The 25,821-nt window shown below is 70.6% G+C and carries 20 protein-coding genes and 1 pseudogene; 3 read left to right on the top strand and 18 right to left on the bottom strand.

Annotated elements, in window-relative coordinates:
• From OG302_RS40480 to OG302_RS40530, 11 genes are all read right to left on the bottom strand, one after another.
• The gene (locus OG302_RS40480) at positions 1–1,530 is read right to left on the bottom strand and encodes a Wzz/FepE/Etk N-terminal domain-containing protein (RefSeq protein WP_371749742.1); all 1,530 of its coding nucleotides are present in this window, start codon (positions 1,528–1,530) and stop codon (positions 1–3) included.
• On the bottom strand, positions 1,527–2,888 hold the full coding sequence (locus OG302_RS40485) for a Wzz/FepE/Etk N-terminal domain-containing protein (RefSeq protein ID WP_371749743.1): 1,362 nt from the start codon (positions 2,886–2,888) through the stop codon (positions 1,527–1,529). Before OG302_RS40485 ends, OG302_RS40480 begins: the two co-directional genes overlap by 4 nt.
• Positions 2,885–4,153: a glycosyltransferase family 4 protein gene (locus OG302_RS40490; protein ID WP_371749744.1), complete on the bottom strand. Its 1,269-nt coding sequence runs from the start codon at positions 4,151–4,153 to the stop codon at positions 2,885–2,887. The genes OG302_RS40485 and OG302_RS40490 overlap by 4 nt, the downstream gene beginning before the upstream one ends.
• On the bottom strand, positions 4,143–5,459 hold the full coding sequence (locus tag OG302_RS40495; RefSeq protein WP_371749745.1) for a nucleotide sugar dehydrogenase: 1,317 nt from the start codon (positions 5,457–5,459) through the stop codon (positions 4,143–4,145). Before OG302_RS40495 ends, OG302_RS40490 begins: the two co-directional genes overlap by 11 nt.
• Before the next feature lie 70 nt (positions 5,460–5,529).
• Complete coding sequence (locus OG302_RS40500) at positions 5,530–7,008, bottom strand: sugar transferase (protein WP_371749746.1); 1,479 nt, start codon at positions 7,006–7,008, stop codon at positions 5,530–5,532.
• A gap of 633 nt (positions 7,009–7,641) precedes the next feature.
• Positions 7,642–8,916: a cytochrome P450 gene (locus OG302_RS40505; RefSeq protein WP_371749747.1), complete on the bottom strand. Its 1,275-nt coding sequence runs from the start codon at positions 8,914–8,916 to the stop codon at positions 7,642–7,644.
• A gap of 184 nt (positions 8,917–9,100) precedes the next feature.
• Complete coding sequence (locus OG302_RS40510; RefSeq protein WP_371749748.1) at positions 9,101–10,306, bottom strand: cytochrome P450; 1,206 nt, start codon at positions 10,304–10,306, stop codon at positions 9,101–9,103.
• Positions 10,307–10,800: 494 nt separating this feature from the next.
• Positions 10,801–11,397 (bottom strand): hypothetical protein, encoded by a 597-nt coding sequence (locus OG302_RS40515; RefSeq protein WP_371749749.1) that lies wholly within the window; start codon positions 11,395–11,397, stop codon positions 10,801–10,803.
• A complete protein-coding gene (locus OG302_RS40520) occupies positions 11,394–11,768 on the bottom strand; it encodes a PadR family transcriptional regulator (protein ID WP_371749750.1) in 375 nt (124 codons plus the stop codon). The genes OG302_RS40515 and OG302_RS40520 overlap by 4 nt, the downstream gene beginning before the upstream one ends.
• A 79-nt stretch (positions 11,769–11,847) precedes the next feature.
• On the bottom strand, positions 11,848–12,162 hold the full coding sequence (locus OG302_RS40525; protein ID WP_371749751.1) for a hypothetical protein: 315 nt from the start codon (positions 12,160–12,162) through the stop codon (positions 11,848–11,850).
• Positions 12,163–12,640: 478 nt separating this feature from the next.
• Positions 12,641–13,420, bottom strand: a complete 780-nt coding sequence (locus tag OG302_RS40530) for an NAD(P)-binding domain-containing protein (protein WP_371749752.1) — start codon at positions 13,418–13,420, stop codon at positions 12,641–12,643.
• A 173-nt stretch (positions 13,421–13,593) separates the two neighbouring features.
• On the opposite strand from OG302_RS40530, the gene OG302_RS40535 reads away from it, so the two are divergent.
• Positions 13,594–16,662, top strand: a complete 3,069-nt coding sequence (locus OG302_RS40535; RefSeq protein ID WP_371749753.1) for an AAA family ATPase — start codon at positions 13,594–13,596, stop codon at positions 16,660–16,662.
• Positions 16,663–16,691: 29 nt separating this feature from the next.
• Here the strand turns inward: OG302_RS40535 and OG302_RS40540 are convergent, their stop codons facing one another.
• The 6 genes from OG302_RS40540 to OG302_RS40565 are packed head-to-tail and all read right to left on the bottom strand — an operon-like array spanning position 16,692 to position 22,825.
• Complete coding sequence (locus tag OG302_RS40540; RefSeq protein WP_371749754.1) at positions 16,692–17,675, bottom strand: fumarylacetoacetate hydrolase family protein; 984 nt, start codon at positions 17,673–17,675, stop codon at positions 16,692–16,694.
• A gap of 40 nt (positions 17,676–17,715) precedes the next feature.
• Positions 17,716–18,654: a VOC family protein gene (locus OG302_RS40545; RefSeq protein ID WP_371749755.1), complete on the bottom strand. Its 939-nt coding sequence runs from the start codon at positions 18,652–18,654 to the stop codon at positions 17,716–17,718.
• A gap of 31 nt (positions 18,655–18,685) precedes the next feature.
• On the bottom strand, positions 18,686–19,681 hold the full coding sequence (locus tag OG302_RS40550) for an amidohydrolase family protein (protein WP_371749756.1): 996 nt from the start codon (positions 19,679–19,681) through the stop codon (positions 18,686–18,688).
• Positions 19,678–20,808, bottom strand: coding sequence for an FAD-dependent oxidoreductase (locus OG302_RS40555; RefSeq protein WP_371749757.1), 1,131 nt, complete (start codon positions 20,806–20,808; stop codon positions 19,678–19,680). Before OG302_RS40555 ends, OG302_RS40550 begins: the two co-directional genes overlap by 4 nt.
• Positions 20,809–20,831: 23 nt before the next feature.
• A complete protein-coding gene (locus tag OG302_RS40560) occupies positions 20,832–21,794 on the bottom strand; it encodes a cyclase family protein (RefSeq protein WP_371749758.1) in 963 nt (320 codons plus the stop codon).
• Positions 21,791–22,825: a fumarylacetoacetate hydrolase family protein gene (locus OG302_RS40565; RefSeq protein ID WP_371749759.1), complete on the bottom strand. Its 1,035-nt coding sequence runs from the start codon at positions 22,823–22,825 to the stop codon at positions 21,791–21,793. The genes OG302_RS40560 and OG302_RS40565 overlap by 4 nt, the downstream gene beginning before the upstream one ends.
• A gap of 131 nt (positions 22,826–22,956) precedes the next feature.
• On the opposite strand from OG302_RS40565, the gene OG302_RS40570 reads away from it, so the two are divergent.
• Positions 22,957–23,865, top strand: a complete 909-nt coding sequence (locus OG302_RS40570) for a LysR family transcriptional regulator (protein ID WP_371749760.1) — start codon at positions 22,957–22,959, stop codon at positions 23,863–23,865.
• 16 nt (positions 23,866–23,881) lie between these two features.
• Here the strand turns inward: OG302_RS40570 and OG302_RS40575 are convergent, their stop codons facing one another.
• Positions 23,882–24,670 (bottom strand): alpha/beta fold hydrolase, encoded by a 789-nt coding sequence (locus tag OG302_RS40575; protein ID WP_371749761.1) that lies wholly within the window; start codon positions 24,668–24,670, stop codon positions 23,882–23,884.
• A 112-nt stretch (positions 24,671–24,782) separates the two neighbouring features.
• Here OG302_RS40575 and OG302_RS40580 point away from each other — a divergent pair.
• Positions 24,783–25,632, top strand: a pseudogene (locus OG302_RS40580) (helix-turn-helix domain-containing protein).
• Positions 25,633–25,821: the final 189 nt, after the last annotated feature.

Below are 25,821 nucleotides of genomic sequence, written 5' to 3' on the forward strand. Positions count from 1 at the left end.
CTAGCGCGCCTCCTGGTCACTGTCGGGGACTCGTGCGGCCCACATCGGCTGCCGCTCCGTCGGCGGCTGGCCCATCTCGTTCTGCCGGGCCGGCCGCTCGCCGCGTCCTCGCAGCGCGACGTGCAGCCCGTCCCAGAGCGTGCCGTCGGTCCGGTCGCGCGGGTCGGGGTCGATCAGCACCACACCGAGCACCGGAATGCGCTGGTCGGCGAGTTGCCGCGCCACGGTGTGCAGCCATGTGGCGCTGCCGTGCCCGGCACGCACGACGAGCACGGTCCGGCCACCGAGGTACTGGAGGTCGGTCCACGCCGTGCCGGGCGCGACCGAGCCGACGCCGAGCCGGCGCACCTGATGGTCCACGGCCGCGGCACGCTCGCCGCTGACCACGGCCGGATCTCCGGGATCCCGGCGGCTGTTGGCGAGCTGCGGTCCTGGCAGACCGTCGACGATGACCACCGGCCCATCCGCCGCCAGTGCCCTGGCGACGTCCAGTGCGATCACGCTCGTGGTGCGCGCACAGCCCAGTTCGAGCAGCGACACCGGTTCCGCGGAGCCGCGTACGGTGCGGGCCAGGGTCGCCGTGAGCCGTTCACGTGCCGCCCGGTTCCGTCGGCGCTGCCACAGCTTGGCCGGCCGGCGGCGCGCACGATGCAGCTCCGCGATGACCGAAGCACCCAGGTTCGCCGAGATCTCCCGGCGCAGTACGGGCCGGCCGGCCACCACCGCGCCGACCGCGGCCACCGCGAGGCCGAGGACGAGCCCGAGGATGAACCCGATCGCGGCGTTGGTGACGGCGGCCTTGGGCAGGGAGTACCGCAGCGCGCGGGGGGCGTCGACGACCTGCGTACCGGCGATGATCTTCGGTGTGCCGGTGCGCGCCTCCGCGGCACGCTGGTCGAAGTCCGCGATCCGCGAGTTGAGTTCGGCCCGGCGCGCGAAGAGCGACTCGACGCTCGCCGACGACTTCGGGTCGCTGTCCGGAGACCGGTCGCCGATCTCCTTGTTGACCTTGGCGAGTTCGACCCGCATGCGGTCACGCTGTTCGAGCAGTGCCTTGGACTCGGCCTTCGCGGTCTCCCGCATCCGCCGCACATGGTCTGCGATGAACGCGTCGGCCAGCGCCTTGGCCCGGGCCACCGCTTGCGCTTCGGTGTCGGCCGTCACGTCGATCTGCAGCAGGTTGTTGGTCACGCCGGTACCGCGGTAGTCCTGCATGAAGTCCTCCGGCTTTTCCGGGGACTTGAGGGACTTCAGGGCCTGGCCGGCGATCCGCGTCGTCCCCAGCAGCTCGACGTCGGTACGGATCAGCGTGCCGGTGTCGTTCGCCTGGTCCTCCTGATGTGTGACGAGCACCTTGGCCACCGCGGTCGGCGGCGGCGGCATCAGGACCGCCACCGCGGCGCCGATCAGCAGCCCGAGCAGCGCCAGGGAGGACCAGAGGCGGCGGCGCCTGCGCACCGCGACCACCAGTGCCTGAAGATCGAGGAGCGGAGCGGCGGCCGACGGCTCCGAAGTCTTGCTCGTGGTCACGCCGAACCTCCCCGCGCGTCGTCGCCGACCGCCATCGCGGCGTGCTGCGGAGGACGGCCGGACGTCCGTGCCGGACGGGCCCGGACCGCGTCGGCGACGACGATGCCGACGACCTCGTGCCCCGCGTCCTTGCACGCCCCGGCGATGCCGGCGAGCTCTCCCGTGGTCCGACTGCCCGCGCTGAGCACGACCAGGACACCGGACTCGGTGTCGCGGTCGGGCACCATCGGACGGTCCACCGAGACGTCGGCCACCCGCAGCAGCGGATCGTTCGTGGCCTCGGCGGAGAGCTGGTCGGCTGCCCGGCGGGCGATCTCGTCGCCGTCCGGTACGACGACCAGCAGTCGTCGGGGGGCGGGCAGTTGGTTCCGGAGGCGGGCGCACACCCGCCGGAAGCGGGTGCGTCTGCTGGCCTCATCGCCCGATGCCCGCGGGGTCGGCATGTCCCACCGCGTGTCGATGCCGAGCAGCCGGCGGATCCAGGCCCGCGGGCCACCGCCCTCCGACCCGTGCGCGAGGCCTTCACCAGGTACGTCGACGGTGCCGATGAGTGCCGCGCCAAGCGCCGCGGTGATCTCCGGTTCGGTGCGCAGCCGACGGTTCATCCGCGTGGCGGCGAGATGACCGATGACCGCGAGCAGGAAGGACAACAGAGCCCCGGCGACGATCAGTTGCATCCTCGTCGGCGGAGCCTCGCCGGTCGGCCGGGCCGCCGAACCCATGACGACCATGCTGGCCTTGTTCGCCGCCGGGTCGGCCTGGTCCAGCTTCTTCATGGCCTCCGCCAGCGCGGTGCGCAGCTTCTCGAGCTCGGTGCGGGCCTGCACGCTCTCCACGGTCTGCCCCGGATCGGCCGCGTTGGCCAGGTCGGAGATGCGGCGGTTGGTCTGCACCACCTTCTGCCGCAGCGCATTGGGCCCCGTCGCCGATTCGGAGTCGGGGTTGTCGCCCGCGATCCGCGCGGCGAAGGTGACGAACTGCTGGGCCACCTCGTCGGAGAGCCGCTGCGCGCGCCCCGGGGTCTCGGCCGTCCCCGAGATCTTGATGATGTTGCCGTCGGCGGCCTTGGCGCTCACCTGATCCCGCAGGTCGGTGCCGTTGACGCCGCTCCAGTGGAGCGTGTCGGCGGCACGGTCGACCACCTCCGAGCTGCTCGCGATCTCCGCCTGGGTCAGCAGTTCACGCTCCTCCCACTGCCCCGGCAGCAGTACCGATGCCGAGGTCGTGTAGCTCGGGGGGAACAGCAAGGAGGCGCCGTAGCCGACGAGGGCGCCCACCACGGCGAGGGCGGCGAGGAGCCGCCACCGCCGACGGAAAATCCGCCCGAGCGTGACCAGGCGTATCGTGTCGTCGCTCAACGCCGCGGCCTCCGCCCTGTCCGGACCGGGCCGCCCGCCGACACCGGAATCTGGTCACGGCAGGCAGCGGCGTACGCGGCGAGCAGCGAGCGCTGGGAGTTCCGCCAGGAAAGCTGACCGCTGATCCGCTCCCGGCCGATCTCGCCCATCCGGGCCCGCTGCTCCGGATCGTCGAGGAGAAGCGCGACGAGCTTGGCGAATTCGGCCTCGTCGTTGGCGGGCGCGTAGACCGCGGCGTCACCGGCGGAGACTCTCGCCTCCCTGAGGTCGAACGAGACGATCGGCCGGCCCATCACCATGTACTCGAGGACCTTGTTCATGGTCGACACGTCGTTGAGCGGATTGTGCGGGTCGGGGGAGAGGCACACGTCCGCGGTGGACAGATACCGCACCAGGTCGGCATCCGGTATGCGCCCGGTGAACTCCACCTGCTCCGTGAGCCCGAGCTGCCGGGACAGTTCCACCATCGCGTCGAAGGTGTCGCCGCCGCCGACGAACACCGCATGCCAGTCCGTCCGCCCGAGCTCGTCGCGCAGCTTCGCGAGCGAACGCAAGGCGTAGTCGACGCCGTCCTGCGGGCCCATGACGCCGAGGTAGCACAGCAGATGAGGCTTGCCGCGCTTCAGCTCCGGCTCGGGCGGTACGGGAGCGAACCGGTCGATGTCGGGTGCGCTGCGCACCACGAAGACGTCCTCCGGCCGCCGGCCGCCGCGGCGCACCGCGACGTCCCGGTAGCTCTCGTTCGTGGCGAGCACGACGTTCGCGGCCCGGTAGGTCCGCCGTTCCAGCGCGCACACGGCGCGGTAGAGCAGATCTTCGCCGCGGTCGAACCGCGAAAGGTACAACTCCGGCACCAGGTCGTGCTGGTCGAAGATGAACCGCGCGCCACGCCGCTTCATCCACAGCGCGGGCAGGAACAGCAGGTCGGGCGGGTTGCACGCGTGGACCACGTCGACCGGGCCGACCTTCCGGGCCAGCCGGACCGTGTGCCACAGCGCGGATCCGTACTCCCGCAGGTAGCCGGAAGGACCTCCGGTGGCCGCGCGCAAGGGGTAGCGGTGGATCCGCACCCCGTCGATCTCCGCCTCCGGCTCGGTGTCCCGCTTCACCCCCTGGGGGCAGATGACGTGTACTTTCCAACCCGCGTCGCGCAGTGTCGTGCATTCCTGCCACACCCGCCGGTCGAACGGCACCGACAGGTTTTCCACGAGGATCAGCGCGCTCCGGTTCGGCCGGTCGTCGCTGGTCGCGTTGTTACCAAGCAAGGCCTATGTACCCCGGTTCGGTTCGGCGCGTCTCCGCGTCGGGAAGGCGGATGAGATCGACGATCACGGGGCTGTCGCCATGGGGCAGCGCCGAAAGGACAGCTGGATCCTTGGTGCCGACCAGGCACACGTCGGCGTGCTCCAGGACTTCGTCCACGGAGTCCACGAGGAGTTGCGCGATGTGCGGCAGCCGGGTCTCGATGTACTCGCGGTTCGCGCCGAGCAGCCGGGAGAGGCTCACGTTGGCGTCGTAGATCCGCAGGTCGTACCCCTTGCCGAAGAGTCTCTCCGCCAGCTCGACGAGCGGGCTCTCGCGCAGGTCGTCGGTGCCGGGCTTGAAGGAAAGACCGAAGATGCCCACCTTGCGCTTGCCGGTGCGCTCCACCAGCTCCACCGCACGCTGCAGATGGTCGGAGTTGGAGGGCAGCACATGGGAGAGGATGGGCACCGAGACGTCGGCACGTTGCGCCGCGTAGAGCAGGCTGCGCAGGTCCTTGGGCAGGCAGGAGCCGCCGAAGGCGAAGCCGGGCCGCAGATAGGCGGGGCTGATGTTCAGCTTGCGGTCGGCCAGAAACACGTCCATCACCTGGTGCGAGTCCACCCCGAGCGCCTGGCACACCGCGCCCAGTTCGTTCGCGAAGCCGATCTTGAGGCCGTGGAACGCGTTGTCCGCGTACTTGATCGCCTCGGCCGTCGGGACCGGCACCCGGAACACTTCGCCGGGCAGGCCGTCGTACAGCGCCGCGACCACGTCGCCGCTCGCCTCGTCGAACTGGCCGATGACGGTCTTCGGCGGGTCGAAGAAGTCCCGCACGCTCGTGCCCTCGCGCAGGAACTCCGGGTTGACCGCGACGCCGAAGTCCACTCCCGCCGTGCCGCCGACGTTCTTCTCCAGAATGGGCACCAGCAGGTTCAAGCAGGTGCCCGGGAGCATCGTGCTGCGGAACACGACGGTGTGCCGTCCCTCCCGCTCGGCCAGCGCGGCGCCGATCTGCTCGGTGACCCGCTCCAAGTAGGTGGTGCACAGACTGCCGTTGGGCTCCGACGGCGTGCCCACACAGATCAGCGACACATCGCTGCCCATGATCGCCTCGCGGACGTCGGTGGTGGCGCGCAGCGCACCGGTCCGCACGACCTCGGCGATGAGCTCGCCGATCCGCTCCTCGACCACCGGGGCCTTGCCGTCGTTGACCAGGTCGACCTTCACCTGGTTGACGTCCACTCCGATGACCTCATGACCCAGGCCCGCCAGGCACGCGGCCGACACGCAGCCCACGTAACCAAGCCCTAAGACGCTGATCCTCATATCCCGTTCCTCCCCCCAGGCAGGCCCTTGTGGCCTGCCTTCCGTGCGCCGATCCGACGACCCCCGCGCATCAATAGGCCCCTTGCCCCTGGAGCACCGCACGCAGCGTCTTCCACAAGATCACTGTGTCCAGGGCCAGCGACCAGTCCTCCACGTACCGCAGATCGAGCCGGACCGCTTCCTCCCACGGCAGGTCGCTGCGTCCGCTGATCTGCCACAGGCCGGTGAGCCCGGGCTTGACGAGCAGTCGCCGCCGGATGTCCGGGCCGTAGGCGGCGGACTCCTCCGGCAGCGGAGGCCGCGGACCGACGAGCGACATCGAGCCGGTGAGCACGTTGAAGAGCTGTGGCAGCTCGTCGATCGAGTACCGGCGCAGTACCGCGCCCACCCGGGTCACCCGCGGATCCCGGCGGAGCTTGAACAGCAGGCCCGCGCCTTCGTTGCGGTCGGCCAGCTGGTCACGTGCCCTGTCGGCCCCGGAGACCATGGTGCGAAATTTGAAGATGGTGAACTCCTGGCCGTCCTTGCCGACCCTGCGCTGTCGGTACAGCGCCCCGCCCCGGCTGTCCGCCAGTACGAGCAGTCCGACGAGCACCATCAGTGGAGCGAACAGCATCAGCAGGATGGCCGCGCCCGTGCGGTCGACGACTCCTTTGACCACTCGGCGGCCCCCGGTGAAAGTCGGCATGCTGACCCGCAGCAGCGGGATGCCGAGCACCGCGTCGACGTGCAGCCGTGGTCCTGCAACCTCCATCAGCACCGGGGCCACGACCATCTCGGCATCGCTGCCCTCGAGGTTCCAGGCCAGCCGCTGCAGCCGGTCCGGTGACCAGTGCGGGTCGGATGTGACCGCGACGACTCGGTAGCCGTCGCGGCGCACATGGCCCGCGACATCCGTGAGTCTGCCGACGACCGGCACTCCGTCCAGGTGATCACCGTCAAGACCGAGGCCGTCCGGCGTGCACACCGCCTCCACCCGCCAGCCGAGGTGCGGGAGCTTGCGGGTACGGGTGATCAGGTCGCGTACGGTGGCCGGGCTCCCGGCAGCGAGCACCGGGCGCAGGCAGCGCCCCTCCATGCGCTGTCTGTGCAGCCAGAGGCGCAGCAGATACCGCTCGGTCATGGTGATGAGTGCGATCGCCGGGATCGCGACGAAGATCCAGAGCTTGATGTTGCGCGAGGTGAGGGCGATCCCGCCGAGCGCCAGTACGACGGCCGCCGTGAACAGTGAGCGTCCGAGTCTGCGGAACTCCTCGGCGCCCTGGCCGAGCACGGCAGGCGCCCACGACCGGCTCACAGCAAGTGCTCCCAGTACCAGCAGTTCGGTGCCGAAGGCGAGGATGCGCCACTTCTCGTGCCAGTTGGCCGCGTCCCGGACCCCGAAGAAGCCGCCGATCGCCGCCACCACGAAGGCGGTGACCACGGTGTCGCTGGTGATCACGGCACGGCGATATCGCTGCTCCCAATCGATCGGTGGCCGACTGATTGACCCGTTCCCCGGACGCCTGTGCGCCGGTGGAAACGGGCTGACTAATTCCCCCTGTTGCACTGACCCCCCCAGGTCGTTAATGGGCTCGACGTGTTCGCTCCACACGGTTCCTCCCCCCGGGAGGCACCGCCCCCCGACCCTGTTCCTCCCCCGGGAGGCCCCCGCCCCCCGCGCCACGCGTCGTTCCCCGAGAGGTCCCGCCCCCAGCGGATGACATCCCGGTCATTGCAGCGCTACTTGAACACCCCACCCAGGCGGCAGCGGACGCGCACGTCCTGCCGGACCTTCGAGATGCACGGGAACCCGTCGAACCTTGGATGTTCCCCAACACCCAAAGCCCTCTGCCGGGCCCCAAAAAATCGACCACCCCCACGTCTGGCGCCGGGACGCTATCGCTGGCTTTCCACGGTGCCGGACCTATAGATCATCTTTTGTCGCCTCGTGTCCAGATGTGAAGCACGGTCAATCTAGACCATTGGCGCCGCTCTGAAGAGGGGATGTGTGAGATTTGTGCTCAAGCTTTGAAGCTTGGTCAACCGGCCGGTGCCGCCCGCGGGTGTCGTGGCGACGAGGGCGTGCCGTGTGACCTGTGACGACGTGATTCCGCCGGGTCACCGGAGCCGCTAACCCGCAGGCCATCGAGGGGAGTTGGCAAAGATCTGGCTCAAATGTTTGGCTGTAACTTTGGCGGGATCAGGTGCCGTGAGGTACGTGCTGTCCGAGGGGCCCGAGGCCGGACGGACGGCGCAGGGTGAGTGCGCCGTGAAAGTCCTGAGGAACAGGCGTGAAGCGAAACGCCATTGTGATATGTGCAGGGTCGGGCACGGTGAGGTGGTAACGGGTACTCATCAGGCGGCACAGCGCCATCAGTTGGAACGTGCCCAGCGCCGCGCCGACGCACTTCTTGGGCGTCCAGCCGAAGGGCACGTACGAGTTCCGGCCGACCGGGCCGTGCGGAGCGCCGGCCAGGAAGCGGTCGGGATCGAAGGTGTCCGCGTCCTTCCAGAACCGATGGTCGCGATGGATCATGTGCGGGCTCATGAGGTAGCCCCGCCCCGCTTCGAGGGTGATGCCGCCCACGTCGAATGCCTGTCGAGCCTGCCGGACGAGGAGCAGCGGCGGGCTCCACATGCGCAGTGTCTCCTTGACGAAGCGGTGGGTGAGGGGCGCGGCCTTCGTGGGCGCCTCCAGGAACGAGGCCGTGTCCCCGTCCTCCAGTTCGGCGGTGACCCGGCGGGCCCACTCCGGCTGCCGGACCCACTCGTACAGCACGGCGGCCGCCGCCGAGCCGGGAGGGCCGCCGATCGCCGTGAGCACGGTGGTGACCACGTTCAGGGCGCGGTCCATGCCGAGTTGGGGCAGCAGGTCGACGAAGGGGTCGGCCAGATCGCACTCGCGGGCGCGGCGGCCCGCGGCGCGAGCGCGCAGCACCCTGCGGACGACGAGCCCGGCCCGTGCCTGCACGGCGGCGAAATGCAGCCGGTGGGCCGGGCCGTCACCGGGGGAGCGGTCGATCAGGCGCAGGAGCTTCTGGTCCAGGTCGCGCACGATCCAGTCGGCTTCGCGGGGAGTGAGGCCCGACAGGGCGCACGGCAGCAGGGACCGTATGGCGCTGTCCTGGGCGAGGTTGACCAGATCGACGTGCTCGCCGAGGCGGGCGTCCATGACCCGCCGCATACGGTCCGTCAGCGCCGCCCGGTTCGAGACGTCGGCCAGCCGGTGCAACTGGGCCAGCCACGCCGTGCGCACTTTCGCCCAGGGCACCACGGCACTGCGCCGGCCCCGCAGGAGGTCGATGCCGCGGTCGGGCATCACGAAACCCTGCCAGTTCGTCCTGCTGATCCGCTGCGCCGCCTCCGGCTCGAACACGGCCAGCAGGTCGTCGTTGACCCAGAAGACCCCGTCCTCGGCCGCGCTGCGCCTGCGCAGGTCGTGCAGGAAGTCGTCGGGATGCTCCGGTGTGGTCACGAAATCCCCTTCACCTGCCGGGAGTTACCGACGAGGGCGGGAGGCCGCCCGGCACGGACGGCCTCCCGCCCTCGCATGGGCGATCAGATGTGGTGGTAGAGGTACCAGAAGTTGTGCAGCCCGCCGTAGGCGGAGCGGATGTTGAGAGCGGACAGCGCGGAGCGGTAGAGCTTGCGCATGAGGTTCACCTCCCTTCCCCGGCGGGGACGCGGGTGCCGAGCTCCGCGGTGAAGCGTGGCGGAGCCAGCGCGGGGCCGAGCTGGGGAGCGATCCCCTCGGCGGTGACCGACAGATGCCGGCCGTTCGTGATGATCCGGACGAGGTCCTCCAGCAGCTCCAGCGCCACGGCGGCGCCGGTGCAGCTGTGTGGCCCGTACCCGAAGGGCAGGAACGCGGGTTCGGGCGGCGGGCTTTCCCACCGGCCGGGCAGATACGCGTGGGGCCGGTCCCACTGCCCGGGATTGCGGTGTACGAGGAGGGTGCAGACGTCCACCGCGTCGCCTGCCCCCACCGGCACACCGGCGAGTTCGTGCGCCACGCGCGGAGTACGGGTGAAGAGCCAGGCGACCGGCCACAGCCGCAGCGCCTCCCGCACGACCCACTGCGGGGCGTGCTCCGCGGGCCGCTGGTGGGTTCCGGCCAGGTAGACCGCCCAGCCCAGCGCGAAGCCGACCGAGCCGACCGTGGCGAACAGGAACGAGAGGTAGACCTCGGCCAGCGTTCCCGGATCCGTCGTACGGCCGCCACCCGCGACGACGACGTCCAGTAGGTCGCGCGGCTCGCCCGGCCCGCCGGTGCGGCGTGCTGTTATCTCCTCGGCCAGCGCGCGCATCACGGCACGCCGGAAGTGCCGTCGCGACAGCGCCGAGTGCCGTTGGCGGGCCCCGGCCAGCACCGCACGATGAACGACGCCCACGACCGCGTCCCGCAGCGACGCCGGGGCCGCGCGGCACAGCAGCACGTCCTCCAGGTGCTCGAACACGAGCAGGTTCCCGGCATCCGGCCAGTGACTCTTCGGCGCGAGCCTGCGTTCGACGAGCGCGGCCAACTCGTGCCTGCGGGAAGCCAGTTGCCGCTGGAGCAGGACGCGCGCCGCGCGGCCGATCTCGATCTGCGCGGGCCGGGGGCCGAAGACCCCGTGCCGGGTGTGGAAGAAGTCGGACGTCTCGACGTACCACTGCCGCCGGTTGCCCATCACCTCACGCGCCGCTTCGGCCCCCGTCACCCACACCCGGCCCGAATCCGCGCGGCACACGTCACGCCCGTCGCCGTACTTCTCGATCAGACGCGCCAGCGGGTCCGGCCGGTCGGCCGGAGGGCGGTGCGTGCCTGCCTGAGAGGGGCGGCGCGGACGCGAAAGTCGGTTGTGCATGCCGCGCGACGGTTTCATGGCTCCTCGCGGTACGGCTTCGGGGCCCGGGTCGGGTGCGTGGAGTCGGGCACGTGGAGTCGAATACGTGGAGGAGCCGCCGAGCCCGTCGGTTCACGGACTGTATGAGGGGTCCCCCGCTCGTGCACTGCTCGTGGTGACAGCCAGTCAGCTTGCCCCTGGTACGGGACCCGTGTCACGCCCCCGGCAGCCTCGCACTGAGCCCGGTGCGGGCCGGGTGCGCCGATGCGCCACGACGCACCGGACCGAGCTCCGCCCACCCGGGCTGCCTCTTGACCTGCGGTGGGCCGCCATTCCAGCGGTGCGCGCGACGTGATGACCCCCTCTCCACGTCCCGGGTGGGGGATGACACGCGGTAAGCCTGTTGTGAGAGGGGTGTAGCTCCATCCGGCACAGGCCTGGGGGCCTGGCCCCCGTATCGCGAGCGGCGCCGGGTAGACGGTCTCCGTACTTGACCTCATTCCCGGCGGACCCGCGGACCGGAAGGCAACCGATCAGGCGCGGCGGGCGCGCCAGAGCCACACTGCCGTACCGGCCAGCAGGGCGAACATCGCCAGGTTGGCCAGAAGGGCCGGGGTGTCGCCCGACGGGCCGCCGCTGGACAGGTTCCAGGCGGCGATGACCGCGGTCGGCAGGACGGCGGTGACCAGTACGCCGGTGGTCTTCTGGACGGTGGTCCAGTGCACCGAGGTGCAGAGGAGGACCGCGCCGGTGATGCGGAACAGGATGGCGAACACCGGCCCGGGGAGGTCGGGGAAGACCATCACGAAGGGCAGCGAGAGGGTGAGCATGAGGAGCGGGACCAGGGGGTGCACCTTGCCGCGCCGGGCGGGCGCGGCGGCACCGCTCCGGGCCGAGACCCCGGCGGCCCCGGTCCCCGCCTCGGCCAGCGCCGTTGCCGCGATCGTGCGGGGGTCACCCAGCTCCGCGAGGATCTCGCCGACCGTGGCGTCGGGGCGTTCGGTGCGCGTCACCTCGATGTGTTCCGTGAGGTCCGCGAGGAGTTCCTGGCGGCGGTCGGCGGGGAGTGCGGAGGCCTCGCGACCGACGGCGGAGAGGTAGTCACGTATGGGATCGGCAGAGGTCTTCATGCGAGGTCTCCGGTGGGGGGATGAGGGGTGGTCAGGAAGGTGTCGACGGCGTTGCGGAAGCCGGGCCAGACACGGGTGAACTCATCGAGCGCGGCATGGCCGCTGTCGGTGAGCGCGTAGTAGCGGCGGGGTGGTCCGGAGGCGGATTCCTGCCAGGTGGTGGTGACCAGGTCGTCGCGGCGGAGCCGGGACAGCAGCGGGTAGACCGTGCCCTGGCTGGTGGCCAGGGCGCCGGAGTCCTCGAGGGCATGGAGGAGTTCCACGCCGTACCGGGGGCGGTCCCGCATCAGGGCGAGCACGCAGTACTCCAGGACGCCCTTGCGTAGCTGGGCGGCTGCCCGGGCCTGCTTGGTCGAATCACCTGGTTCCATGCGATGCAAGATACCTGGTGGGACAAGTGGATGGGAAGGGGGGGAGGGTTGTAGGGGTCTACCTGGCGTCGCTAGGCGTTCAGGAGGCGGGGCGGGCCTGGGCAGGGCACTCGTCATCGATCGCGTGGATCGCGTTTCCCTCCGCGTCGCTGAGGTGGAAGCAGTTGCCGTTGGCCCACACCGTGACCGAATCGGGCCGATGGTCGACCTCGAACGGCTCGTCCGCACGCAAGGTCCCGGGCCAGGAACCATCCCCCGCAGGCGAGTGGGTCACCACGACGCAGGTCTCCTTCGGCAGGATCGAGTGGATCTCCGCCCACGGCTCCACGGTCAGTTCGAGCTGCGCGTCACCGCCGTTGCTGAGCACCAGCCGCGCTGTCCCCCCGGCGAACATGTCCACCCTCCTTGCCCCTGCATGGGATCCCGGTGCAGCCGCCTTCGTGCGGGGCGCACCCGGCCCGATCCTCACACGTGCGATCAGTGGGCCAGAAGGGGCGCGGTACCGTCTGGTCGAACCAATGCCGGGCGAGCGACGACGCCCCCGCGTGGCCGAGCATCCCCTAGTCGGCGTGGCTACCTCCGGCCCCGCATTTGCGCTGTTCAGGGCCGACTTCGGTAAACCGGTGTAAGAATCCCGTCCAACCGCCTCTCCCTCTGTGAGCCGCCAACCTGCTGGCGGTCGCACACGACAGAGGGGTCATCACCGTGGGCGGTCGGATGGATCAGCGGGCAGTGCTGCTCTTACCGGTCGGCGGTATCACCGTCTACGTGGCCCTTGAGCATCCGTCCTCCGGCACCGCTCCCTTGGTCGGTGTCGGTGTGGTGAAGCTGCTCCACTCTTGATGGAGGACCGTTGACCGTGACCGGTCCCGCTACCTCAGATCGGCGAGGAGGCCGTCGAGCGCCTTGTGGAGCGCTTCGGAGTTGGCCGGGCCGAACCACGTGGTGCGGATGCGTTCGTTGTTCCCGTTCGGAGTCTCGTGGTCGGCGGCGAGTTGATGCAGGGAGCGGGTCTCGTCGCTCAGGGCACGGCCGACGCCCTGGAAGAGGCCGCGAATGTAGCGGTCGGCGTCGCCGGAGGCGATGCCCTGACCCGCAGCCCACGACGTGAGCGTGGCGAGATAGGAATAGTGCGTGGTCAGTGTCCCCGTCAGCGCCGAAAAGACGTTGAAGGCCGCCTCGTCCGCGACCGGCAGCACCCCGCCCAGGCTCTCGAAGAGGGGATCCACGACTGGGTGCGCCGGGTACGTCACCGTGACGGAGCGGCGTTCGCGTACGGAGGGCAGGGGGATGGCCCGGATCAGCGGGGCGTCGGTGGCCAGGGTCCGGCGCAGCTCGTCGGTGGCGACGCCGGCCATCACGTTGACCACGATCTTGTCGCCGTCCACCCTCAGGCCGGCCAGGGCTTCGTGATGGTCCTGACGGCGTACGGCGATGATCACCACCTCCGAGCGGTCCACCACCGCCTGGTTGTCGGCACAGACTTGTACGCCCTCGTAGCGCGCGGACAACTCCGCTGCCGTGCGGGCCCCTCGGGGCGAGAGGAACACCTCGCTCGACGTGCCGCCCTCGTCGCACAGGCCCGTAACGATGGCCCGGCCGATCTCGCCCACTCCGATGATGCCGATGCGCTTCACTGCTTCTTCCTCCATGGGGTGTGGTGCCGTGAATCATGCTGGTCCTGGCCCGGGGTATCAAGTTTGGTTCCGTGGCGCCGAGTTCGGGGCAGGCCCCGGGTTCACCACGGATACCCTCGGCCGCGGCGGCACTCGCCGGGGCCGAAGCCCTTGCCCCTGACCTCGTACGACGTGCGATGCTTGGCGCTGTGCCCAGCAGTCATATCAGCCCCGTTTTCGTAGGCCGCAGCGTCGAACTGACTGCCCTTGGCGAGGCCTTGTCCCGGGCCGACGCCGGGGAGCCCGGAGCCCTCTTCGTGGGCGGCGAGGCCGGGGTCGGCAAGACCCGGCTGGTTCAGGAGTTCCTCGGCCGGGCCGACGCGGGCGGGGCCGTCGTCGCCCTCGGCGGCTGCGTCGAAACCGGCGCCGACGCCCTGCCGTACCACCCTGTCTCCACCGCCCTGCGCTCGCTGCGCCGCCGCCTCGGCGCGGAGCTCGACGCCGCCGTCGCCGGTCAGGAGGGCGAACTCGCCCGACTGCTGCCCGAACTCGGCGAGATGGACCGCGGCCAATCCGAGACCGACAGCCGCGCCCGGCTCTTCGAACTCACCGTCCGCCTCCTGGAGCGTCTCGCCGCGCACCGGACCCTCGTCCTGGTCCTGGAGGACCTGCACTGGGCGGACCGCTCCACCCGGGAGCTGCTCAGCTATCTGCTGCGCGCCCTCACCGACAGCCGCCTGCTCATCGTCACCACGTACCGCTCCGACGACCTGCACCGCCGCCACCCGCTGCGCCCCGCCCTCGCCGAGTACGAGCGGCTGCGCACCGTCACCCGCATCGAACTGCCCGCCTTCGACCGCACCGAGGTCCGCCTCCAGCTCGCCGCCATCCACGGCGAGGACCCGACCGAGCAGGTGCTCGGCCGGGTCTTCGACCGCTCCGAGGGCAACGCGTTCTTCGTCGAGGAGCTGGCGAGCAGCATCCAGGGCGGCTCTCCGAGCGGCATCAGCGACTCCCTGCGCGACCTGTTGCTGGTCCGGGCCGAGGCACTGCCGCACGACGTGCAGCGCGTGGTGCGGATCGCCGCCCAAGGCGGCTCCGAGGTGGAATTCCGGCTCCTGGCCACCGTGACGGGCCTCGCCGATGACGAGCTGATCGAGACCCTGCGTACCGCGGTCGGCGCCGCCGTCCTGCAGCCCTCCGACGAGGGCGAGTCCTTCCGCTTCCGGCACGCCCTGATGCGCGAGGCCGTGGCAGGAGACCTGCTGCCCGGCGAGCGCTCCCGGCTCAGCCGCCGCTACGCCGAGGCGCTGGAGGACGACCCCACACTCGTACGGTCCGGGGAGCGGGCCGGGCGCCTCGCCGGCTACTGGTTCGACGCCCGCGACCCCGCCAGAGCGCTGCCCGCCATGATCGCCGCGGCGGCTGTCGCACGCGGCCGGCACGCGTTCGCCGAGCAGCACCAACTCCTGGAGCGGGCGCTGGAGCTGTGGGACGACACCCCCGAGGAGCTGCGCCACCAGGCGATGCGGCAAGGCGTCGACGACGGCCTGTGGCCGGCCATCTCCCCGGACACACCCGGGGACTTCGTGGACCTGCTCGCCGCGATCACCCTCGCCGCCCGCCTGGCGGGGGAGCGGGAGCGGGCACTCGCCATCAGTAAGCGGGCGCTGCGTCAGCTTGAGGGCGACCCCACAATAAGTGCCTTTCCCATTCCCCGAGTTGTCGGCTCAGCTCAGGTAGGGGACCTGCCCTTGGGCGGGGGAGACGCCATCCGCGCCGCCTGGTTCTGGATCGAGCGCTGCCAACTGATGCGCGACCTCTGCCGCTCCGACGGCTGGGACGAGATCTCCCACGCCCAGAAGCTGGTGAGGGGTCTGCCGCCGTCCGTCGTACATGCCCATGTGCTGACGCATTTGGCGCACTGGTACATCAATCACCAGCCGGGGCCGCTGGCGATCGAGACCGCTCAGCAGGCGGTGGAGCTCTGCCGGTTGACGGGCGCCGAGGTCACCGGCCTCGCCGCGCGGCACATCCTGGCCTGGCTCACCATCCACGCGGGCGACGTCGAGACCGGGCTCGAGCAGGCCCGTGAGGTGTGCGCCCGGAACCTGGAGCCGGGCAATGCCCAGATCCTGCTGCGCGGCTACGGCAACCTGTCCACGGCGCTGCACGGCATCGGCCGCTACGCCGAGGCCGTCGAGGTCGCCGAGGAGGGCAGCGGCCTCGCTGATCGGCACGGGCTGCCGGACATCGCCTCGTTCATCGACGGCAATCTCGCCGAGTCCCTCACCGAGCTCGGTCGCTGGGACGACGCCGACGACGTGCTCGAACGGGCCGGTGACCGCCGCGGGGTGAGTGCCCGTACCCAGGGGCAGCTCGCCGGGCAGGCGGCCGAACTGGCCCTGGCGCGGGGCGCGTACGACGTGGCCCGGCGGTGGCTCGAGGGGCCCGACACGTGGGCCACCGGCAGCTACCCGGAGCCGCAGAACACCCTGCCCATGGCCCGGGTCGCCATCGCGCTGGCGGCCGCCGACGGCCGGATCCTCGACGTCCGCTCCCGGCTGGAGTCGGCGGTCGGCGAGGGTGTCGCGCCCGGCCACCATCGCTACGGCTGGCCGTTGCTGTACGAGGCCGCGGCGGCGGAGGCACGGGCCCGCGGGCTCGCGGTGGCCGAAGTGGGGCGCGAGGCGGCGGTGGAGCGCATCCGCGAGGCCATGAAGGGCATGCCCGAGTTCGTGCCGTTGTGGTCCGCGCAGGCCCTGATGATCCAGGCCGAACTGCTCACCGCCGAAGGCGAGGACGCCACCGCTCGCTGGACGGAAGCCGTCGCAGCCACCGCGCAACTTGAGGCCCCGGTACTGCCGGCCACCGCCCGGCTGCGGCTTGCGGAGGCCCTGATCACTCAAGGCGGCACCGAGGCCCGCGACGCGGCCGGTGAGCTACTGCGGCAGGCCGATGCGGCAGCGCGCGAACTCGGCGCGGAGCCGCTCGCATCGGAGATCACCAAGCTGGCGGGCCGCGCTCGCATCCAGCTCCAGCCGACCGACGCGGAACCGGCCCCGCCCCCGGTGGCGGCGCTGGGGCTGACCACCCGGGAGCGAGAGGTGCTACGGCTGGTGGCCGCCGGGCGGAGCAACCGGAGAATCGCGGAGGAGCTGTTCATCTCCCCGAAGACGGCGAGCGTGCACGTCTCCAACATCCTGGCCAAGCTGGGCGCTTCAGGCCGAGGAGAGGCCGCCGCGATCGCGCACCGGCTGCGGGTCTTCGACGAGTGAGGTCGGCCGGCCGAGGGGTCACCCGCCGCTCACGGGCGCTCCCGAAGGCGGCGGCGGCCCGCCGGAAGCGGTACGGGGTCGATGCCGGGCACCACGGAGACGGCCAGCGTGCCGATGCCCTCCACGGTGAGCGCGACGGTGTCGCCGGGCTTGAGCGGCGGGGGAGTCCGCTCGCCGCGCACGCCCCACAGCTCCGCGAGACAGCCGCCGTTGCCGCAGGTCCCCGACCCGAGCAGATCACCCGGCACGACGCGGGTGCCGCGTGAGGCGTAGGCGGCCATCTCCTCGAACGTCCAGCTCATGTTGGACAGCAGATCGCGGCCGACGACCTCGCCGTTGACCTCGGCGGTCAGGGCCAGGCGCAGGAATCCCTCGCTGTCGCGGTGGGGCTCCAGTTCGTCGGCGGTGACCAGACACGGGCCGATGCTGTTGGCGGTGTCCTTTCCCTTGCAGGGCCCCAGGCCGACGTTCATCTCGGCGGACTGCAGGTCCCGGGCGGACCAGTCGTTGAGGATGGTGTAGCCGACGATGTGGTCGCGGGCCTGCTCGGGAGTGAGGTCACGGCCCTCGCGGCCGATGACGGCAGCCACCTCCAGTTCGAAGTCCAGGACGGCCGAGCCCGGCGGCACCGGAACGGGGTCGTGCGGGCCGAACACCGCATGGGGATTGCTGAAGTAGAACGTCGGCGCCGCGTACCACCGTTCGGGAACGCCGCTGACGCCGTTGACGGACCGGCGTACGCCCTCGACGTGTTCCTCGAAGGTCACGAAGTCGCGCAGTGAAGCGGGCTGGAGCGGTGGCAGCAGCCGGACGTCGGCCACGTTCGGGCCGGGGGGTGCGTCCAGAGCCCGCGCGCCCACGTCGAGCAGGGCGGGAAGGCCGCCGCCGGCCGCGATGACCTCGGTCAAGGACCGCACCCCGGGAAGCGGGAACAAGGCGCCGCCCGCATCGAGGACGGCAACCTGTACGGACTGCCGTACGGGCTGGTGGTGTTGGTAGGTGACGAAGCGCATGGGGCAGCTCCCCTTCGGATTGGCCCGGGGGCCAGGTCGGTCAGACCGGCGGGGCGACGAACACGCCACGGTCGACATCGTTGAACGACTCCTTGGCGACCAGTTCGTTCATGGGGTTGGCCGTGCCCCACTGGTCGGTTACCTCGGGCTGCGAGAAGTCGTAGATGTGCGGGTGCCAGGTGTCCTCGTCCAGGTTTTCCAGCTCGGTGGTGTATTCGACGGTATTGCCGTGCGGGTCGAGGAAGTACGTGAAGGTGTTGTCCCCGGCCATGTGCCGGCCAGGGCCCCAGATCTTGCGGAATCCGGCGCGCATCACGCGGCCCGAGCCGCGCATGTACTCGTCCAGGCCGCGCATCTCGAAGGAGACGTGGTGCAGCGCCGTGTGCGGGCCCTGTGCCAGCGCCATGGAGTGGTGCTGGCTGGAGATGCGCATGAAGTGCATGACCTCGCCCATGTGCGGCGAGCTCAACGTGTCGGACAGGCGGAATCCGAGGTGTTGCTCGTACCACTCGCGAGTGCGGTTCAGGTCGGGGGAGTTGAGGACGACGTGGGAGAGCTTGACCGGGATGGCCTCCTTCTCCTCCACCTTGCGGTGCCTGCGCGCCGCCACGTCGGTGGAGACCTCGATGGTGCGGCCGTCGACGTCGAAGAACCGGAAACCGTAGCCGCCGCCGGGGGTGTCGACCGTGCCCGGCTGCGTGATCAGCTGGACTCCTCCGGAGAGGAGCTGCTCGGCAAGCGTGTCGACGTCCGCCCGGGAGGCGGCGCCGTAGGAGACCAGGTCGAGGCGCTTCTCGTCGGCCTTGCGCAGCCGCACCACGTACTGTTCGGGCGATCCTTCGGCGGCCAGGAACGAGATGCCGGAGTCCTCGGCGACCTTGGTCAGGCCCCAGACGCCGGCGTAGAAGTCGAGTTGCTTGTCGTAGTCGGGCACGGCGAGGTCGACGTGCCGCAGGTGGGTGAGCAGGCGAGAGGTCATGAGGGTCCTCCTTCAGGGAAGGTCGGCTTCTTCAGGGAAGGTCGAGCAGCGCGGCAGCGGTGGCGCCGCGGACGGCTTCGAAGCCGGTGTCGTCCAGGCGGGCGGCGCGCAGGGCCCCGACGGGGTCCGGGGAGCCCATGTCGAAGGGGAAGTCGGAGCCGAGCAGGACTCGGTCCGCGCCCGCCACGCGCACGAGCTCGCGCAGCACATGTGGGTCATGGACGAGGGAGTCGAAGTACAGGCTCCTGAGGTAGCTGCTCGGCGGCTGCGCGCAGCCTGCGCCCGCGTCCGGGCGTACCTGCCAGGCGTGGTCCGCGCGCCCGATGTGTGTGGGCAGGTAGCCACCCCCGTGCGCGGCGATGATCCGTAGGCCGGGGTGGCGGTCGAGGACGCCGGAGAAGATCAGATGGGACAGGGCGACGGCGTTCTCGGTGGGCTGGCCCACCGAGTTGGACAGGTACCACTGGTCAAGGCGCTCATCCAGCGTGCAGCCGAAGGGGTGCAGGAACAGCAGCGCCCCGGTCTGCTCGGCCCGCGCCCACAGGGGCTCAAGGGCGGGGTCGGACAGCTCGCGCCCGGGAGCATGGCTGGAGATCTCCACGCCCAGCAGTCCCGCTTCCAGCGCGTGGTCCAGCGCAGTGACGGCCAGTTGCGGATGCTGCAGCGGTACGAGCCCCAGACCGCGCAGCCGCGACGGGGCAGCCGCACAGTGCGCGGCGATGGCCTCGTGCGCCAGCTGGAACAGCTTCGACGCCAGCTCCTCGCCTGCCCAGTAGTGGTAGTGCGAGGGGGAGGGGCTGACCAGCTGGACGTCGACCTGCTGCTCGTCCATGGCCCCCAGCCGGGCCGTGACGTCGGTCAGCCGGGCGAACCGCTCCCTGATCATCTCCCCGCTGACCTTGAGCGCGGTCGGCCCATTGCGCCGCGCATCCAGCGCCTTGGCCTCATCGAGGCCCGGCTGTCCGGCGACCAGGTGCTCGACCTCGGGCAGCAGTACATGGGCGTGCACATCGACGGTCGGTGTCACGGGCGCTCCTGGAGCCGGGTCATCGTGCGGGCCATCAAGCCGGGTACGTCGGAGTCGCGGACCTGGTCGAGCTGCCACTGGCCCAGTTGTACGGACGCCTCGACGACCGCCCGTACGCGCCCGATACGGCGCTCGTAGTAGGCGCTCAGGAGTGCGTCGTCCCAGGCATCGCCGCCGGTCAGCAGCTCGGCGAGCACCGCGGCGTCCTCCAGGGACATCGCCGCGCCCTGGGCCAGCGTGGGCGGGCAGCAGTGCGCCGCGTCGCCGATGAGCACCACGCGGCCGCGGTGCCAGGAGCCCTCCACCAGCAGCCGGTCGAACCAGGTGTAGTTGACCTGCGCGGGGTCGGTGATGGTCCTGGTGATCTCGGGCCAGTGGCCGCCGTAGGCCGAGGCGAGACGGACCATTTCGTCGGCATAGCGCTCGGGAGGGAGCGTGGCCCGGTCCCGGCAGGCCTCCGCGACGTACGCGTACAGCGTGGTCTCCCCGGTGGGGCAGTAACCGGCGATGTAGGCGGGCCCGCCGTAGGCGAGGTCGGTGCGGGTCACGCCCTCGGGGCGCGGCGCGGCCACGCGCCAGATGGCCATGCCCGTGGGCTCGGGCGCGTCGGTGATGCCGATCGTCGCGCGGGTGGCGGAGCCCAGGCCGTCGGCGGCGACGACGAGGTCGTACCGGGCCTCGTGGCCGTCGCTCAGGCGCACCTGCACGCCGGTGTCGTCCTGATCCACGATGGTCGCGGTGGTGCCCAGACGGACGTCGGCGCCGCTTGCACGGACCGCGTCGATGAGGATCCGCTGCAGCTGCGGGCGCTGCATGCCGACCGTCGCGGGCAGGTCGTCGCCGCCGGTGCGGATGTCGTCCTGGACGTGCAGCACCGTGCCGTCGGGCGCCGTGATGCCGACCGAGCCGAATCCGTAGCCGCGGGCGCGGACCTGCTCCCACACACCCAGGTCGCGCAGCACCCGTAGGGCGTTGCCCTGCAGGGTGATGCCGGATCCGGCGGTGGCGTTCCAGTCCTGCTTCGCCTCGACGAGATCGACCGCGACGCCGGCCCGGCGCAGCAGGATGGTCAGGGCGTTGCCGGCCGGGCCGCCTCCGATCACGAGGACATTGCGCGAGGGGGGCATGGAGAACTCCTTTGTCCCAGTGCTTACTTGATGGCGAGCGGGTTGATCGGCGAACCGACCGCCCCGGTGATGGGCAGCGGTGGCGCCGCCAGGAAGAACTCGTAGACGCCGTCCGCGGCGCAGTCCTCGCCCAGGGCCTCCAGGTCCCACATCTCGCCCACGAGCAGGCCCAGGTGGGGAATGACGACCTGGTGCAGGGGCTGGAAGGCGCCCTCGAACTCGTTGGGGCGGACCTCGAAGCCCCAGGTGTCCGTCGCGATCGCGGCGATCTCACTGCGGTGCAGCCAGTCGGCCGTAGTGAACGACAAACCGGGGGCGGGGCCGCCGGCGTACTCGCCCCAGCCGTCGCGCCGCACCCGGGCCAACTGGCCGGTGCGCACCAGCACGATGTCGCCGCGTTCCACGCTCACGCCCTGAGCGAGCGCGGTCTCCTCGAGATGGGCGGTGGTGATGGCGAACCCGTCCTGGAGCTCGCCGTCATGGCCGATCGCGCGTCCCACGTCCAGCAGCACGCCACGACCCACGATGTGCGCGGCCATGTGCTCGATGCCGGTGACGAGGTCACCGTCTGAGGTGACGGTGGTCGCGGCATCGCGCCCGTTCCACGCCTTGCCGTGGTCGAAGATGTGCCCGAGGCCGTCCCACTGGGTGGAGCACTGCAGCGGCATGGACACCACGTCGTCCGCGCCGCCGATCCCGTGCGGCAGACCCTGTGTGCCCAGCGCGGCATCGGCGCCGGTGTCCAGCATGGTGTGCACCGGGTTGGTACGCCGACGCCAGCCCCGCTGGGGGCCGTTCATGTCGAAGGGCTGGGCCAGCGAGAAGCTCGCACCACGGCGGACGAGGGCCGCACCCTGTACGCGCTTGGCCTCATCGAGGAAGTTCAGTGTGCCCAGGCGGTCGTCCTTGCCCCAACGCCCCCAGTTCGAGCAGGCCTTGGCGGCCTGGGCGACGGCGCCTTCCGGGTCGTGACGGTCGAGCTTCATGCGGACACCTCGGCCACACATCGGGTGCGCTGGGCGCCGAGCCCGGTGATGGACGCGTCCATCACGTCGCCGTCGCGCAGCAATCGGCCCCAGTGCATGCCGTTGCCGGCCGGGCTGCCGGTCAGCACCAGGTCGCCGGGCATCAACCGCACGGTGTCGGATATGTAGCTGATCAGCCGCGCGACCGAGAAGATCATGTCCTTGGTCGACTCGTCCTGCATGGCCTCGCCGTTCAGCTTCAGCGTGACCTGGAGGTCGTCCGGGGTCGCGACCGACTGCGCGGGCACGATCCAGGGACCCAGCGGGGTGAACCCGGGGGCGTTCTTGCTGCGCAGCCAGTCGGTGCCGATCTGCGGCATGTCACGGCGGAAGACGGTGGCCCGGTCGGTGAGGTCGTTGGCGATCGTGTAACCGGCCACGTGCTCCAGCGCCCGCTCGACCGGGACCCGGAAGGCGGGCCGACCGATGACGGCGGCCAACTCCAGCTCCCAGTCGGGCTTCTCGGCCCAGGCGGGCAGCACGACATCGTCGAAGGGCCCGGTGATCGCACTCGGCAGCCCCATGAAGACGTACGGCAGGTCGTCGGCGGCACGCCGGTCCATGATCCGAGCGGCTTCGGCGCGCGCCTCCTCCTCGCTCAGTCCGTCCGAGCCGTCCCGGTGCGCCACATGCAGATCGATGACGTGCCGCCGGTAGTTGGCGCCGGACTGCAGCACCTGCCGGGGTGCGATCGGCGCGTGCACCCGGAACTCGCTCACGAGCGGGTCACCACCGGAGGGGCGGTCGGCCAACTCGGCGAAGGTGGCCGACAGTCGGTCCCAGTCCTCCAAGGCGCCGAGCATCGTCAGCCCCGCGTCGCCGAGGGCCCGGCGCAGATCGACCACGGATCCGTCACGGCGGACCAGCGCGGGAAACGCGTCCTGGCCGGGGGCCGAGACGGTTGCCAGGGCGTATGGGCCGGAGAAGAGGTGGGGGCTGGAGAGGTCGGTGCCGGAGAAGTGCGCGGGCACGGCTTCAGGTTTCACGAACAAGTCCTCCTGATTGCGGTGTGACCAATCTGGCCCCCACACCCCTGATCAGGGAAATCGATTCTGTGGATAGTCTTCATCCAGCAGACGAATACCACTGGTGCCGTGCCCGAAGAACCGCCGAAGAAGGCCCCGTGAACCTCTCCAGCCTCGACCTCAACCTCGTCGTCGCCCTGCGCGCCCTGCTCGAAGAACGCAACGTCACCCGCGCCGGCCAGCGCGTGGGCCTGTCCCAGCCCGCGATGAGCGCCGCGCTGTCCCGCCTGCGCCGCCACTTCGACGACGACCTGCTGGCCCGCACCGGCGGCCACTACGAACTGACCGCCCTGGGGCAGATCCTCCTGGAACGCACCTCCACCGCCTGCGACCTCCTGGAGCGCCTGTTCAGCAGCCAGGCCGACTTCGACCCGGCGACCGAGAGCCGCACCTTCACGCTGATGGCCTCCGACTACGCGGTGGCCGTCTTCGGTGCCGCCCTCGGCCGCCTCGTACATGCCGAGGCCCCCCACGTCAGACTCCGCTTCACCCAGACACCGACGACCGTCGTGGAGGACCTCGGTGTCCTGCTCAGCACGACCGACGGCCTGTTGATGCCTCACGGCGTGGTCGGCGACGTGCCCCGCACCGACCTCTTCCGCGACGAGTGGGTCTTCCTGGTCGCGGAATCCAACACCGAAGTGGGCGACCACCTCACCCGGACCCAGCTGGCCGAGCTGCCCTGGGTCACCTACCAGCGCACCTACGACGCGCCCGCCGTACGGCAGTTGAGCATGCTCGGCATCGAACCCCGCGTGGAGGTCTCGGTCGACAGCTTCGCCATGCTGCCCTTCATGGTGGCCGGCACCCATCGGATCGCCCTGGTCCAAAGGCGCCTGGCCGAGCTGATGCACGACCTCTCGGCAGTACGCCTCCTGCCACCGCCCTACGAGGCCGTGCCGCTCCAGGAAGCCTTGTGGTGGCACCCCCTCCACACGCACGACTCCACCCACATCTGGCTCAGGCACGCCGCCTTGCGCGTCGCCGCGGAGCTGGACGACGCCTGAAACGGTAAGCCAGTCGTCAGGCAGGGAGTGAGACCGTCGGCGCGAAGGCCGTGATCGCGTCGACGAGGTCGGCCGGAGCTTCCAGCGGGATCAGGTGACCCGTGCCCGGGATCACCACGAAGTCGGCTCCGGAAAGGTAGGGCACCAGGTTGTTCACGAGCACGTCGACCGGCTCGACATGGTCGTTCTCGCCGGCGACGACAAGGGCGGGGACGCTGATCATGCGGGTGTGCTCGGAGACGTCCTCCGCGATACCGCGCAGCGGCCACTGCGTGCGGGCGGCGTCGGCGCCGGACCGCGAATCGGACACGATCTGCGTCTTGATGGATTCGGGCAGCGCGGTCGCGGTGAGAACGTTGTCCCGTGCGCCGGCGACGGACTCGTCGGAGTCGTAGGCGTGGGAGAGGCCCTCTCGGTACTCGGCGGTGATCTCCGCGGCGGGCTTCGCCGGACCGGAACCGACGAGGACGATCCCGCGGAGGCCGACGGGCCTGGTCGCCGCGACCAGTTGCGCGACCTTGCCGCCCATGGAGTGTCCGACGAGGACGTAGTCGGTGACGCCCGCGTCGGCGATCAAGGCGAGCGTGTCGTCGGCGAGTTGGCGGAGGGTGTACGGGCCGGACATGCCGATCGAGCGGCTCCACCCGCGGAAGTCGACCGTGAGCATGTCGCGCCCCGCGAGGCGGTCCACGACCAGGTCCCAGGTGCGGGCGGAACCACCCCAGTAGTGCAGGAACACCAGGGTCGGCCCGGCTCCCGGCCGATGGTCGTAAGCGGGCAGGTGCGGCTGCCGGGTGGCGTTCATCGTGGCTCTCTCCAAAATCAATGCGGGGCGGTTTCCCTGTGCGTCCATTGAAACTTTCGCGCCGTGGTGAGGCATCGGCGTGACTGGTCGCCCGATGGTGGAAACTGGACACATGACCGCGATCCGGCAGATGACCTACCAGCCTGTCGGGCCTCTCGGACACGGCGCCGCCGCCGTCGAAACAATGACGTTCGACCGCCTTCGCGAGCTGAACGACGGCGGGACGCAGCGTGCCGACTTCCACGTCCTCGCCGTCGTCGATGCCGGCCACGGGGCCGTCACCGTGGACTTCCTCCGACACCCGATCCGGAAGCGGTCCGCGGTGTGGGTCGCTCCCGGAGCGGTGCACCGGTGGGACGACATCGCCGATGTGGGGGGGGCATGTCGTGCTGTTCGTGCCGACCGCGCCGGTCACCCACGCCACCCGGGAGCTCGTCGCGTCCCCTGACCTGGTCGCGCACCGGAGCATTCCCGACGCGGACTGGCCGTTCGTCGACGCCGCGCGCAACCATCTCCTCCTCGAAGCGTCCGCCCCAGCCGCGGACACCTCGACGGAGCTGCCCGAGATCCTGCTCTCGGCGCTCATCGCCCGGCTCCGCCCACCGCACACCGAAGCGCGGTCGACGAATCCGGTGTTCCGGCTGTTCCGGTCCAGCGTCGAAGCGCACTTCCGGGCACACCACGACGCCGGCCACTACGCCCGGGCACTGGGATACGCGCCCCGCACCCTCTCCAGAGCGGTGCAGCAGGTCACCGGCCGCACCGCGAAGGCGTACATCGTCGATCGGCTCGTCCTGGAAGCCAAACGGCTCCTCGCACACGACCACCTCACCGCGGCCCAATGCGCCGGCACTCTCGGCTTCCCCGACGCGTCCAACTTCTCGGTGTTCTTCCGGAACGCCACGGGCATGCGCCCTGGCGCATGGCAGGCGACGGCGGCTCGCCAGGACACTCCAGGATGACCGGCGTCGCGTCCGTGAAGCCGCCGTCCTGGCCCGCCTTCGGGCCGCCTACTCAGGTGCGTGGAGCCGGGTCAGCCGCCTGTAGGGCCTACTTGCCAGGCGCGCAGACGGCCCGCTCCCGTTCAAATGCCGTTCAGCGCACAACCATCAGCCGTTTCCGCGTGTCTGGCAGATGAATCACATCCACGC

It is taken from the genome of Streptomyces sp. NBC_01283 (assembly GCF_041435335.1).
In the GTDB taxonomy this organism is placed as follows: domain Bacteria; phylum Actinomycetota; class Actinomycetes; order Streptomycetales; family Streptomycetaceae; genus Streptomyces.

Coding starts and splice junctions, on each gene's coding strand:
- OG302_RS40495 (WP_371749745.1), bottom strand. CDS start 5,459: ATGAGGATCAGCGTCTTAGGGCTTGGTTACGTGGGCTGCGTGTCGGCC.
- OG302_RS40510 (WP_371749748.1), bottom strand. CDS start 10,306: ATGAAACCGTCGCGCGGCATGCACAACCGACTTTCGCGTCCGCGCCGC.
- OG302_RS40515 (WP_371749749.1), bottom strand. CDS start 11,397: ATGAAGACCTCTGCCGATCCCATACGTGACTACCTCTCCGCCGTCGGT.
- OG302_RS40520 (WP_371749750.1), bottom strand. CDS start 11,768: ATGGAACCAGGTGATTCGACCAAGCAGGCCCGGGCAGCCGCCCAGCTA.
- OG302_RS40525 (WP_371749751.1), bottom strand. CDS start 12,162: ATGTTCGCCGGGGGGACAGCGCGGCTGGTGCTCAGCAACGGCGGTGAC.
- OG302_RS40530 (WP_371749752.1), bottom strand. CDS start 13,420: ATGGAGGAAGAAGCAGTGAAGCGCATCGGCATCATCGGAGTGGGCGAG.
- OG302_RS40540 (WP_371749754.1), bottom strand. CDS start 17,675: ATGCGCTTCGTCACCTACCAACACCACCAGCCCGTACGGCAGTCCGTA.
- OG302_RS40545 (WP_371749755.1), bottom strand. CDS start 18,654: ATGACCTCTCGCCTGCTCACCCACCTGCGGCACGTCGACCTCGCCGTG.
- OG302_RS40555 (WP_371749757.1), bottom strand. CDS start 20,808: ATGCCCCCCTCGCGCAATGTCCTCGTGATCGGAGGCGGCCCGGCCGGC.
- OG302_RS40560 (WP_371749758.1), bottom strand. CDS start 21,794: ATGAAGCTCGACCGTCACGACCCGGAAGGCGCCGTCGCCCAGGCCGCC.
- OG302_RS40575 (WP_371749761.1), bottom strand. CDS start 24,670: ATGAACGCCACCCGGCAGCCGCACCTGCCCGCTTACGACCATCGGCCG.